Source organism: Pseudarthrobacter sp. C1 (assembly GCF_034720455.1).
Classification (GTDB): domain Bacteria; phylum Actinomycetota; class Actinomycetes; order Actinomycetales; family Micrococcaceae; genus Arthrobacter.
Window position 1 is genome coordinate 239,155 of sequence record NZ_JAYESK010000006.1, and the last position, 12,033, is coordinate 251,187.

At 66.4% G+C, this 12,033-nt stretch carries 12 protein-coding genes, 1 pseudogene and 1 riboswitch; of the genes and pseudogenes, 8 read left to right on the forward strand and 5 right to left on the reverse strand.

Annotated elements, in window-relative coordinates:
* Nucleotides 1–99 precede the first annotated feature (99 nt).
* Together U7114_RS12690 and U7114_RS12695 are read left to right on the forward strand one after the other, a co-directional pair.
* A pseudogene (locus U7114_RS12690) lies at nt 100–1,657 on the forward strand (DUF222 domain-containing protein); the annotation flags it as partial.
* Between the two features lie 63 nt (nt 1,658–1,720).
* Complete coding sequence (locus tag U7114_RS12695) at nt 1,721–1,921, forward strand: hypothetical protein (protein ID WP_323057572.1); 201 nt, start codon at nt 1,721–1,723, stop codon at nt 1,919–1,921.
* A 32-nt stretch (nt 1,922–1,953) separates the two neighbouring features.
* Here the strand turns inward: U7114_RS12695 and U7114_RS12700 are convergent, their stop codons facing one another.
* Entirely contained in the window at nt 1,954–3,180 is a 1,227-nt protein-coding gene (locus tag U7114_RS12700; protein ID WP_323057551.1) for a glutamate--cysteine ligase, read from the reverse strand.
* A 67-nt stretch (nt 3,181–3,247) separates the two neighbouring features.
* Complete coding sequence (locus U7114_RS12705) at nt 3,248–4,771, reverse strand: UDP-N-acetylglucosamine 1-carboxyvinyltransferase (RefSeq protein WP_157240489.1); 1,524 nt, start codon at nt 4,769–4,771, stop codon at nt 3,248–3,250.
* Nucleotides 4,772–5,015: 244 nt separating this feature from the next.
* Here U7114_RS12705 and U7114_RS12710 point away from each other — a divergent pair, with 244 nt between their 5' ends.
* On the forward strand, nt 5,016–5,804 hold the full coding sequence (locus tag U7114_RS12710; protein ID WP_323057552.1) for a hypothetical protein: 789 nt from the start codon (nt 5,016–5,018) through the stop codon (nt 5,802–5,804).
* A 13-nt stretch (nt 5,805–5,817) separates the two neighbouring features.
* On the opposite strand, the gene U7114_RS12715 is transcribed toward U7114_RS12710, so the two are convergent.
* The 3 genes from U7114_RS12715 to U7114_RS12725 are packed head-to-tail and all read right to left on the reverse strand — an operon-like array spanning nt 5,818 to nt 8,794.
* The gene (locus tag U7114_RS12715; protein WP_323057553.1) at nt 5,818–6,618 is read right to left on the reverse strand and encodes an energy-coupling factor transporter transmembrane component T; all 801 of its coding nucleotides are present in this window, start codon (nt 6,616–6,618) and stop codon (nt 5,818–5,820) included.
* Entirely contained in the window at nt 6,615–8,171 is a 1,557-nt protein-coding gene (locus U7114_RS12720) for an ABC transporter ATP-binding protein (RefSeq protein WP_323057554.1), read from the reverse strand. Before U7114_RS12720 ends, U7114_RS12715 begins: the two co-directional genes overlap by 4 nt.
* The gene (locus tag U7114_RS12725) at nt 8,171–8,794 is read right to left on the reverse strand and encodes an ECF transporter S component (protein ID WP_323057555.1); all 624 of its coding nucleotides are present in this window, start codon (nt 8,792–8,794) and stop codon (nt 8,171–8,173) included. Before U7114_RS12725 ends, U7114_RS12720 begins: the two co-directional genes overlap by 1 nt.
* Nucleotides 8,795–8,858: 64 nt before the next feature.
* A riboswitch (TPP riboswitch) is annotated at nt 8,859–8,999 on the reverse strand.
* An 86-nt stretch (nt 9,000–9,085) separates the two neighbouring features.
* Here U7114_RS12725 and U7114_RS12730 point away from each other — a divergent pair.
* The 5 genes from U7114_RS12730 to U7114_RS12750 all read left to right on the forward strand — a co-directional run bounded on the left by U7114_RS12730 (nt 9,086) and on the right by U7114_RS12750 (nt 12,024).
* A complete protein-coding gene (locus U7114_RS12730; protein WP_157240482.1) occupies nt 9,086–9,628 on the forward strand; it encodes a heme-degrading domain-containing protein in 543 nt (180 codons plus the stop codon).
* A gap of 127 nt (nt 9,629–9,755) precedes the next feature.
* Complete coding sequence (locus U7114_RS12735; RefSeq protein ID WP_323057556.1) at nt 9,756–10,325, forward strand: DUF4383 domain-containing protein; 570 nt, start codon at nt 9,756–9,758, stop codon at nt 10,323–10,325.
* Nucleotides 10,312–11,409, forward strand: coding sequence for an iron-containing redox enzyme family protein (locus U7114_RS12740; protein ID WP_323057557.1), 1,098 nt, complete (start codon nt 10,312–10,314; stop codon nt 11,407–11,409). Before U7114_RS12735 ends, U7114_RS12740 begins: the two co-directional genes overlap by 14 nt.
* Nucleotides 11,410–11,466: 57 nt before the next feature.
* Nucleotides 11,467–11,682, forward strand: a complete 216-nt coding sequence (locus tag U7114_RS12745; RefSeq protein WP_157240476.1) for a CDGSH iron-sulfur domain-containing protein — start codon at nt 11,467–11,469, stop codon at nt 11,680–11,682.
* A 78-nt stretch (nt 11,683–11,760) separates the two neighbouring features.
* Nucleotides 11,761–12,024: a DUF4235 domain-containing protein gene (locus tag U7114_RS12750; protein ID WP_104999338.1), complete on the forward strand. Its 264-nt coding sequence runs from the start codon at nt 11,761–11,763 to the stop codon at nt 12,022–12,024.
* Nucleotides 12,025–12,033: the final 9 nt, after the last annotated feature.

Genomic DNA, 12,033 nt, shown 5'->3' on the forward strand with positions numbered 1-12,033 from the left:
TCGCTTCCTCGAATAGGTGGCACAAAAAACTTCAAAAGTACTTTCCGGAAGGCCATCGTAGGGCCTAATAATGTCGGACCCCCTCGGGATGATGGGGGTATGGAATCGAACGCGGCGGTGGTGCAGGGGGAGGAAGCGGTTGACGCTTCTGTTGCTGCGTTTATGGCTGCGCTGGCTGGCGGAGGCCTTGCCGCTGGCGGGCCTGCCGTTTCCGGTGGCCGTGGCGCTGGTGGGGGCGCTGGCGGGGGCGTTGATGATCCGTTGCAGCGGGTTGCTGATGCGGCGTTGGATGTCCTGGGTGGGGTGGCCCGGTCCGAGGCGAAGTTGGCGGCGGTGAAGGCAGTGGCCGCGGCGGCCCTTGCCGGGGCGACGAAGGCGATGAATCCTCCGCCCGGGTCCCCTTACGAGGCCACGGCGCAGGACCGGAGCCTGGTGGCGGAGGTCGGGTGTGCGCTGGCCATCGGTGACCGGGCCGCCGGTGCTTTGCTGGCTGAGGCCCATGCCTTGACCGCGTCGCTGCCCCGGACCCTGGCCGCCCTGCAGGGCGGGACGATTTCCTGGGCGCATGCCCGGACCATGGTGGACCAGACCGTCGGGCTTGGCCCGGCCGCGGCGGCGGCCCTGGAGGCCCATTTCCTGGACCCGGACGCCCCGGGGGCGGTCCGCGGGTGCCCGGTGGGGGAGATGCCGGCGTACCGGTTCAGGGCCAAGGCGCGGGGGTGGCGGGAGCGGCACCATCCGGAGAGCCTGGCGAAGCGGCACGCCAAGTCCCTGGCGGACCGGCGGGTGGAGTACTGGCCGGATAATGACGCGATGGCCTGGGTGGCCGCCTACCTGCCCGCGGACCAGGCGTCCGCGGTCTGGAACCGGCTGACCGCCATTTCCCGGGGGCTGCAGGGCCCGGACGAGGCCCGCACCCTGACCCAGCTCAGGGCCGACAATTTCGCCGAGGCGCTCCTGGGCGGCGGGAACATCTCCCGGTTTACCGGACACAGCGAGGCAACCAGGGCCGGGCACGGTGAGGCGGGCAGGTCCTGCGGCGGGGAGGTGGCAGGTCCCGGCCCGTCGTCGTCGATTCGGGCTGAGTCAATCCGTGCCGAGGTGCTGGTCACCGTGCCCGTGTTTTCCCTGATGGGCTTGACGGACGAGCCGGCGGTGCTGGACGGGGCCGGCCCCATCCCCGCCTCGATGGCCCGGGACCTCGTCGCCGACGGTGCCAGCTCCTTCTACCGGGTGCTGGTGGACCCGCGGGACGGGGCGCCGCTGGAAATCGGCCGCACCAGCTACCGGGTGACCAAGGCGATGCGGAACTGGCTCAGGCTGCGGGACGGAAAATGCCCCTTCCCCGGCTGCAGCAACCCCTCCCTCGACAACGAAGCCGACCACCTCCTCGCCTGGCACAACGGCGGCACCACAGGAGTCTCGAACCTGGGACAGCCGTGCCCGAAACACCACAAACTCCGNCCTCGCCTGGCACAACGGCGGCACCACAGGAGTCTCGAACCTGGGACAGCCGTGCCCGAAACACCACAAACTCCGGCACACCAGCGGCTGGAAACCCACCCCCGCCACCAAAACCGCACCACCCGGCTGGACCTCACCCACCGGCCGCCACTACACAAGCGAACACCAAGACTGGGAACCACCCAAGTGGCCGGACCGGAATGCGGGACTACGGAACGCATCTTCAGCGGCTAGGCCGAAGGGTCAGGACTTGTACGTGCCCGAGTACTTCAGCATGCCCGACGACTTTGAGGTACCTGCGTGCTTTGCACTGCCGGAAGAGTTTGACCTGGTGAAGGACCTGGACCTCCCGGATTTCGATGTGCCCGAAGACCCTGGCCCTTCCGAAGACGAACTGCCGAAGGACCCATTTCCGGAATGGCATCTGTGGCTCAGCGAATTCGTCTCGGTCCCCTAACCTACGCCTTTCTGCCCCCAAACCACTGCCCGCTAGGACTGCCTGACGCGCAGCAGTTCGGGGGCCTCGTCCACCTGTGAAAGATCCAGTCCGCCGCGCATGGTCACGTCGACTGCATGCTTTACCACTGCATCGAAGCCGAGGTCCCCGCCTTGCGACGAGGACAGGACCTTGTCCCGGACCCGCCGCTGTTCGGCAGCTCCTGTTCCGCGCGCAATGATGTCTTCCACCCCTTGCCGGGCCAGGGCAAGTTCACCCTGTTCCTGCAGTACCGGGGCAAGGTAGTCCACCAGTGAGCGCACCACGTCAGCGGCCCTCGCCGGGCGGAATGTGCCAAAGTCGAGCAGCTCCCCGCTGAGGCCCGCACTGCTCGCCTGCCAGGACGCCATGCGCAAAAGCACCGTGGGCACGGGGGCAGGATCGACGCCGTCCTGCCACTCGCGGCTCGCCGTCTCCACCAACGCGCGGACCAGGACAGCTATAAGTGCGGCGTCCTCAGCACGGAGGCAGACATCGGCTACGCGGACCTCCACCGTGGGATGGTTGCGGGAGAGCCGGGCGTCAAAATACAACATGCCCTCATCCAGCATGACCCCGCTGTCCAGGAGCCGCGTGACCACCCGCCGGTACGCGGAGTACGTGCCATAGATGCCCGTGGGCCCGGCCGTCGGCCAACGGTTCCAGGCCTGGGTCCGGTAGCTCTCAAAGCCGGTCTGGATGCCGTTCCAGAAGGGGGAATTGGCACTCAAGGCGGTAAGGACGGCGAGCTTGTCCCGGATGCGGTCCAGGACGGCCACGCCTTCGTCGTGCGACTCAATGTATGTGTGGACATGGAAGCCGCACGTCAGCTGCTCCTGGGCAGTCAGGCCGAAGCGCTCAAGCATCCGCGCGTAGCGGGGATCCGGAGTGGTGTGGCTGGCCAAGCCCAGTGGCGAGGTGGCCAGGGCGGCCACCCGTGCGTGGTTTTTCTTGGCAGCCTTATCTGCCAGTGCCCGCCCGGCCCGGATCTGTTCCAGGAGCTCACGGTACTCCAGGCAGGGCCGCGTCTGGGTTTCGATCTGTTCCAGCTTGAGCTCGGCACTCAGGCCCATCTCGTCGTCGTAAACGGTTTTGTCTTCGGTCTCCAGGAGGCGGGGGGCATCCGGCGAGTCGTCGGCGGCCATTCGGCGGCCGGACAGCAGCGCATCCGCCAGGGCAAGCGGCTCCCCGCTCTCCGGATCAACGATCAGGAGCTCTTCCTCGACGCCGAAAGTTCGCATACCGACATTCTCCGACAACAGGGACGAAATTGAGGGTCAACAACACTTCATGACGAAGCGTGAATGGTTAGTCCTGGAAGTACTCCACTTTCGCCCCGATGGTATTAAGCCGTTCCGCCAGGTCTTCGTAGCCACGCTCAATGACATAGATGTTCCGCAGCTCGGACACTCCCCGCGCGGCTAGCATTGCCAACAGCAGGCACGCTGCCGGGCGGAGCGCGGGCGGACAGCCAACCTCCGCGGCGCGCCACTTGGTGGGGCCGTTGACGTAGATCCGGTGCGGATCAAGGAGCTGCACCTGGGCGCCCAACCGGTTCAGCTCGGTCAGGTAGATGGCCCGGTTTTCGTACACCCAGTCGTGGATCATGGTCTGGCCATGGGCGTTCGCTGCGATGACCGCAAAGAAGGGCAGGTTGTCGATGTTCAGCCCGGGGAATGGCATTGGGTGGATCTTGTCCTCCGGAGCGCGCAACTCGGAAGGCTTGGTGGTGACGTCCACCAGCCGTGTCCGGCCGTTCCGGGCCATGTATTCGCCCGAGATCTCCAACTGCTGGCCCATTTGCCCCAAGGTTGCCAGCTCGATTTCCATGAACTCGATGGGCACGCGCCGGATGGTCACCTCCGAGTTGGTGACAATGCCCGCGGTAATCAGGCTCATGGCCTCGATGGGATCCTCCGAAGGGTAGTACTCAATGTCGGCATCGATTGACCGGCGTCCGGTGATCTTCAGGGTGGTGGTTCCCACCCCCTCGATAACCACTCCCAGCATCTCCAGGTAGAAGCAGAGGTCCTGCACCATGTAGTTGGGGCTGGCATTCCGGATAACGGTGGTGCCCTCACGGTGGGCCGCGGCCATGATGGCGTTTTCCGTGACAGTGTCGCCGCGCTCAGTCAGGACAAAGGAGCGGTCCCGGGTGTCTGCGGACGGGGCCTGCACGTCGTAGAAGCCTGCTGTCGCTTCCACCGAGAGTCCGAACTGGCGCAGTGCCTGCATGTGCGGCTCAACCGTCCGGGTACCAAGGTCACAGCCGCCCGCATAGGGAAGCTTGTACCTGGCTGACTCATCGAGCAGGGGTCCCAGCAACATGATGACGCTCCGGGTGCGGCGCGCGGCGTCCACGTCCATCGCGCCCAGGTCCAGGACCGCCGGGCGGCGGAGCAGCAGGTCGGTGTCGTTGAGCCAGGTGCACTCCACACCGATGCTGGTCAGGACTTCAACGATCCGGTTCACTTCTTCGATGCGTGCGAGGCGGCGAAGAATGGTGGTCCCCCGGTTAATGAGGCTGGCGCACAGCAAAGCCACTCCGGCGTTCTTGCTGCTGTTGACGTCCACGGACCCCGAAAGGGTGCGCCCGCCTTCAACGCGCAGGTGGGTCATCTGTGGCCTGCCCACGTTCACGATGCTCCGGTCGAAGATCACTTCGAGGCGCTGGATCATTTTCAGGCTCAGGTTCTGCTTGCCCTGTTCCATGCGGGCAACGGCGCTCTGGCTCGTTCCCAGCTCGGCAGCCAACTGGCCTTGGGTCCAGCCTTTCTCAGCCCGGGCATCCCTCAGCATGGCGGCAACGTGTTCAGCGGTTTCCTGCGTCATACACAAGTTTATATCATAAATGAGTTAGAGGTCCCGTCACGGCAGCCTGAAACGCGGCCGCTGGAGAGCGTTTACCCGAACGATGCGATCGAAGGGGGACGGACTCCTTGACCGCACCTTCCAAGGGCGGGAGACTGAAGGCACCCGTTCGTCCAGCGGCAACGGAGGCAGTATGCGCCGGACACCAGCCACGCCGATGCCAGTCAGCCGGGCATCGGCCCGCAGCACACGGAGCGTGCCGGGAATGGCGGCACCGTTACTCGCGGCCCTGCTCCTCATCTGCGGCTCGCCTGCCTACGCGGTGCCCTCCCCGGGAGAGGGAGTGCAGTCGCTCCTGGGGAACGACATCTCCTGGCCGCAATGCAACACGGCTTTCCCCACGGGACAGGCTTTTGCCATTGTGGGCGTCAACAACGGTTTGGCCAACACCACCAATCCCTGCCTGGCCGAGCAGCTTGACTGGGCGGAAGGTTCCGCGGGCCACCCTGGCCGGCCCACGGTGTCCCTGTACGTCAATACTGCCAACCCGGGCGCCGCGGGATCGTGGTGGCCGGCGGAGGACGAGTACCCGGCAGGCCGGGCGGTGCACAACCCGTACGGCCCCTGCAAGGACGGGGATTACGGCAAGGCGTGCGCCTACATGTACGGCTTCGCCAAGGCATACGACGACGCCCACCACCGCGGCATCAGCAACCCGGGCTCGTACGTCTGGTGGCTGGATGTGGAGACCGAAAACAGCTGGTCCTACACCGACAAGGATGCCAACCGGACAGTCCTGGAAGGCATGACCGATTTCTTCCACAGCATTGGCGCGCAGGTGGGGATTTACTCCTCGGACCGGCAGTGGGACCAGATTGTTGGAACTGTCAGCGGGTCGAGCAACCTTTACTCACTCCCGAGCTGGCTGGCAGGATCCCGGAACGCGTCAGGAGCAGCGATGGCCTGTTCGCATGCGCCCCTCACCGGCGGCGGCGAGGTGGAGTTGACCCAGTTCGTATCGCGGGGTTTCGACTACAACTATTCGTGCCCGTAAGCCTGGCCCGCTTTCAGGTCCCCAGCCACACCATGTTCCAGGTGCCCAACGAGACTGCGGCAAAAACCGCTGTTGCCGCCATCACCGCACCGCCGGCAAGCACCCACGCATCCAACACACTGTAGGTCGATTCGCGGGCCCACGTCCGGCGGCCGCCGCCAAAGCCGCGGGCTTCCATCGTCACCGCGAGCCGCGATGCCCGGCGGATCGCCTGGACCAGCAGCCCGAAACTCTGCCCCAGCGTCGCCTTCACGCGCTGCAGGGCGCTGCCGCGGGCACCCACCCCGCGCGCGCGGCGGGCCATCCCGATGGTCTGCCACTCTTCTGCCATCAGGCCCACCAGCCGCATGGCAGCGAGGGTTCCCAGCACGAACCGGTGCGGGAGGCGCGCCTTCTGCGCCAGCGCATCAGCGAGGTCTGTGGGGTCGGTGCAGCTCATCAGCAGAACTGCCGGCAGGGCAATCGCCAGCCCCCGCAGCATGAAGCCCACGCCCAGCTCCAGTGAGCCTTCGCTCATGGTCCAGATGCCGACGTCGATCAGCGTCTTTCCGCTGTCCGGCGCCAGGATGGAGGTGCTCCAGCCTCCCACTGCGGCGGCGAGGATCAGCGGCCAGCCGCGCTGCCACAGCAGTGCGAGCGTCAGGCCGGCCAGCGGAAACAGCAGGACCTCAAAGACCAGCGCCACCGATGCGGACACCCAGTCTATGGAGAGCGCAAGCACGGCCGTGATGAGGAAGACGGCGGCGAACTTGCTGAGGGGGTTCGCCCGGGTCAGCAGCGCGTTGTTGCCGCGAAGGTTCAGCTCCTGCCTCATGGTGCCGCCGGTTCCGCCGCGGCCATCCGCAGTTCCGTTCCACCCAGCGCCGCCGTGAATTCGGCGTCATGGGTCACGGAGACCACGGCGGTGCCGGCATCCAGCAGCTCGGACAGGAACGATGCCAGCTCCGCCCACGTGTTGGCGTCCTGGCCGAACGTAGGCTCGTCCAGGACCAGCACCTGGGGATGCGCGGCCAGGACCGTTGCCACGGACAGCCGCCGCTTCTCCCCGCCCGAAAGCGTGTAGGGGTTGGCATCCACAAGATGGGTAAGCCGCAGGCGCTCCAGCAGTTCGTCCACGCGCTCCTCACCATGGCCCAGGTGCCGGGGGCCAAACAGCAGTTCGTCCAGCACCTTCCCTGTGACGAACTGGTGTTCGGGTTCCTGGAACACGGTGCCGATCCGTTCGATGAGCTGATCGGCCTTCCACTTGTACGGGTCTATTCCGGCGCCGCGGCTCAGGTCCAGCGTGGCCGAAACCTTGCCGGCCACGGGCTCCAGGAGCCCGGCAAGCGTCAGGGCAAACGTGGACTTCCCGGCCCCGTTCGGCCCCGTGACGGCCAAGGCGTGCCCGGCCCGGACCTGCGCGGAAATACCTGCCTGCACGGGTACCGGCGGAACCTTCCGGAAGCCGCTGCGCCGCGCCCGTTCACGGGACACCGCCAGTTCCTCGGCAGCGAGCAGGAGGCCACCCGTCCCGCTGGCTGGATCCGCCGCACGCAGCCGGGTGTCCGGAACATAGCCGGGCACCCACACCCCGGCAGCAATCAGCATGCTCCGGGCCTCCCTGAGCACCTGGTCCGGCGGACCGTCCAGCAGCACGGCGTCCTTCGCGTCGGTGCCGGGCTGCAGCACCACGATCCGGTCCACCAGGTCCTTCCACACGGACACCCTGTGCTCCACCACCACCAGGGTGGCGCCGGTCTTGTCCAGGCACCGCGCCACGGCGTCGCGGACCTCCAGCACGCCGGCCGGGTCCAGGTTGGCCGTCGGCTCGTCCAGCAGGATCAGGCCGGGACGCATGGCAAGGATGCCTGCGAGCGCCAGCCGCTGTTTCTGCCCGCCGGAGAGTACCGAGGTCGGATGGTCCAGCGGGAGGTGGGAAAGTCCGACGTCGTCCAGCGCCTCGTGCACGCGGCTCCAGATGGCGTGGCGGGGCACGGCGAGGTTCTCGGCGCCGAAGGCGGCGTCGTCACCCACGCGCGACAGGACCACCTGCGTCTCGGGATCCTGCTGCATAAGGCCGGCGCGCCCGCGCTGCTCGCGGGGGGAGGCTCCGTCAACCAGCAGCGAACCCGACTCGTCGGAATCGCCGGCCGCGCCGCCGTCGTCGTTCACATCCCCCAGGACCCCCGCCAAAGCATGGAGGAGGGTGGACTTGCCGGCGCCGGAAGGCCCCAAAAGCAGCACCCGCTCTCCCGGACGGATGTCCAGGTCGAGGGCATGGACCGCCGGCCTGGTGCGCCCGGCATGCCGCCAGCCCCAGCCGCGGGCCGTGACGGCGGCGGGACGCACTGCGGTGGGCGCGCCCTGGCGGGAAGGTGCGGACATCAGGAGAAAACAGGCTCCGTAGCTGCCTTCCGCGACGCGAACGAGCTCAGGACCCCGGTCCTGGCCAGCCCCCGGGTGGCGATCCAGGACAGGGCGCCGGCGATGATCGCGCCGGAGATGGCGGTGAAGACGATGTACACCAGCTTGTCCCCGCCGGGGTAGGCGATGTTCCAGCCCCACGGAGCGAAGGAGTCGTTGAGGCCGCAGAAGAGACCGGCGGCGGCACCGGCCAGCAGTGCCACGGGCAGGTTGAACTTCCGGTACACGAAGATGGCGAAGATGATCTCGGCGCCGAGGCCCTGGACGAAGCCGGAGAACAGCACGGAAGCCCCGTACTGGGACCCCATGAGCAGCTCACCGGTGGCGGCTACCGTCTCGCAGAACAGCGCGGCGCCGGGCTTGCGAATGATGAGCATGCCCAGCACGGCCGGGATCATCCAGCCGCCGGCGATCAGGCCGGTCAGTGGCGGGTAGGTGGCGTTCATGGGGCCGGACACTGCGGCCGCGCCCTGGGACCAGGCCCAGAAAATGACGCCGCCGGCGATGGCAATGAGGGCCGCCACCACGATGTCCACGACGCGCCAGGACTTGCTGCTGGTCTTCTTGACTGCTGTTGTTGCCATGTGATCCTCCTGAGGAACAGGAGGGGAAAGTGGACGCGGCTGCCGGCACTGCTGCCGCTGCGCGCACTTCGAGAACTCGACTCCCTTGCGCCGGTACTAACCGGATCAGGTTCGAGGGTCTGCGGCTGCCCGCACTCTCAGCGCCCACCTGCGGATCCTGGCATTGCCAGTGATGGCCGACGGCGGCGCTCCCCTGTCGTTGAATGTTGCTTTTGCTTGAAATGATTCGTTGCAGAAATACCCTGTTGGGCGTTGTCCAGTTTACACCGCGGCGGGGGTAGATTGTGGGCCATGGCTGCCAATTCCCCGCATGTGACCGACTTCGACCCGGATTCCGATGCCATCCAGCCGGAGGGATCGCTGGCGGCACTGATCGCCCGGATTGAAGGCGAAGTCCGGGAACTGCAGTTTCCAGGCTTCTCCCTCGACGACTCCCTGAACCTGGGACTGCTCCTCGTGGAGCTGGGCAAGGAGCGCGGGCTGCCCATCGCGATTGACATCACGAAGGGCGGGCAGGTGCTGTTCCATGCGGCACTGCCCGGTGCGACGCCGGATAACGATCACTGGATCCGGGCGAAGCAGCGCACGGCGGCACGGTATGAGGTCCCCTCACTGCTGGTGGGATTGCGCGGCCGGCTTCGCGGCGGCCGGATCGAGGACCAGGGATGGTTCGACCAGGGCCGGTACGCGGCGCACGGCGGCTCCTTCCCGCTGTACGTCACCGGAGTGGGCGCCGTGGCCACCGTCACGGTTTCAGGGCTTCCCCAAGTGCAGGATCACGACCTGGTGGTCGAGGCCCTGCGCGAAATGCTCCACTCCGCGGGGGCGGACTGATGCCAAGGCTGGCGGACTGACCCACACTGCACGCACGTCCACCGGCAGCAGAAATACAAAGGCTGCTTAGCATTTATTAGTAATCATGCTTACTATGTTGTCTCCCGGGTTTTGAGGAGAACAGGACATGGCAGCAAGCACCCGCCTGGCGGGCCCACGAACACGCCTGCAAAAGGCCGCCCTCGGAACGGGAATAGTCTTCGTCCTTTTCGGCGTCCTGGGCTTCATCCCGGGCGTTACCTCCAACTATGGCTCGCTGGGCCTTGCCGGACCTGGTTCAGGGGCGCTGCTACTGAGCGTCTTCCAAGTGTCCATTCTCCTTAACGCGCTCCACCTGCTCTTCGGGATTGCAGGGGTCCTGATGGCGCGGACGCATCCCCAGGCCAGGAACTTCCTCATCTACGGGGGCGTAACCTACCTGCTCCTGTGGTTGTACGGCTTCCTTGCGGGCGACACCACGCCTGCCAACTTCCTCCCTGCGAACAACGCAGACGACTGGCTGCACCTGGCACTCGGCCTGGCCATGATTGCGCTGGCCATCATCCTGGCCGCCCGAGGCCCCGCCGTTCCCGCAGGCGTTGCCGGCAGCGACAGCAGCAACAGCGGCGACAACAGCAACCGGTCAGGAAGCCTCAGCGACGACGTCACGGAACCGGCACCAACGCCGCACCTGAAGGAGCACTATGAAAATCCCTGAAGCGCGCGGTCCTGCCAGCACCGCCTTGTTCGCCCTTCTCACGGAGGCGCCCGGCAGCCTTGGCACCCGCCCCTGCGGCCGCACCGCCGATGACCGAACCCTGGACGACGGAACAGCGGCGCTGCACCGGGCGGTCACCGGCCAGTTGGCTGCCACCCCGGACATCATTGGCGACGACGATCTCCAGCTGACGCTCTTCTGCCTCTACGAGCTCCACTACAGCGGACTCGAAGGCGTCAGCGATGAGTGGGAATGGGCGCCGGGACTGATCCAGGTCCGCCACCTGCTGGAAAAACCGTTCGAGTCAGCGCTCAGGCTGGCCGCCCGGGAAGCAGCCGGCGAACTGGAGCTTCCCGCGGCCTCGCGTCCCACCAGCGACGCCGTGGCCGATGTCCTGTTCAGCCTCGCAGCCCGCGACACCGGCCCCAGCCTCTCACGGTACGTGGCAAAGAAGGCCAGCCTGGACCAGCTCAAGGAATTCCTGATCCATAAGTCCATCTACCAGCTGAAGGAGGCGGATCCCCATACCTTTGCCATTCCCCGGCTGGCCGGGCGCCCCAAGGCCGCGCTGGTGGAAATCCAGGCGGATGAGTACGGCGGCGGACGTCCCGAACGGATGCACAGCGCACTTTTCGCCCGCACCCTGCGAGGCCTGGGAATGGCGGACGAATACGGCGCCTACGCCGATTCCGTCCCGGCCGTCTCCCTCGCCGCAGTGAACCTGATGTCCCTGTTCGCGCTGAACCGCCGGCTGCGGGGTGCCATCACCGGGCACCTTGCCATCTATGAGATGACCTCCTCCCAGCCCAACCGCTTATACGGGAGCGGTTTCCGGCGGCATGGCTTCGATGCCGCCGTCACCCACTATTTCGATGAACACGTGGAAGCAGACGCCGTCCACGAGCAGATCGCCGGCCGCGACCTGGCCGGCGGCCTGGTCGAGGCCGAACCAGGACTTCTTGGAGACGTAGTGTTTGGTGCCACGGCAGCCATGGCGGTGGACGGCAGGCTGTCTGCCCATCTCCTGCAGTCCTGGGAGAACGGCGGGACGTCACTAAGGGCGGCAGTCCCGGCGGCAGCATGAGCGGCGCCAGTCCCCCGCCGTCGTCCGTCACCCCGGCTACCTAAGCAGGAGCAAAAAATGAACCAGGAACCCGCCGATAGCTCCATCGTGGTGTGCCCCGACGGTCCGCTGATCGTGCGCGGCGACTTCGAGATCGTCACGCCCTCCGGCGAACCGTTGCCCCGTGAACGGAAAACCGTGGCACTGTGCCGCTGCGGGGCGTCAGCCATCAAGCCCTATTGCGATGGGACGCACAAGATGATCAAGTTCCGGACGGAACCTCCGGCAACCTGAGCAAGGCCTGCACCGGCCGGCCGCTATCGCCGGTTAGGCTAGGGACAGCCCGTTTTCCGCCCGCAAGGAGTACAAGGAATGAACCTCTTCATCAAGCTGCTCGGCACTGGCGTGAGCCTCGGCGCAGGCTTTGTCGGCACGAAGCTCGTCAATGCCATCTGGGAAAAGACCACCGGCCGGAAGCCCCCCACCGGCAAGCACGAGGACGTCCCCACGAGCCTTCACTCGGCGCTGACGTTCGCCCTGATCTCTGCCTCGGTGAGCACCATCATCCAGGTCTTGGCCAACCGTGGCACCCAGCGCGCCATCACCCGGTTCGCCAAGAGCCAGGACATCGTCTAGCAGCACGCC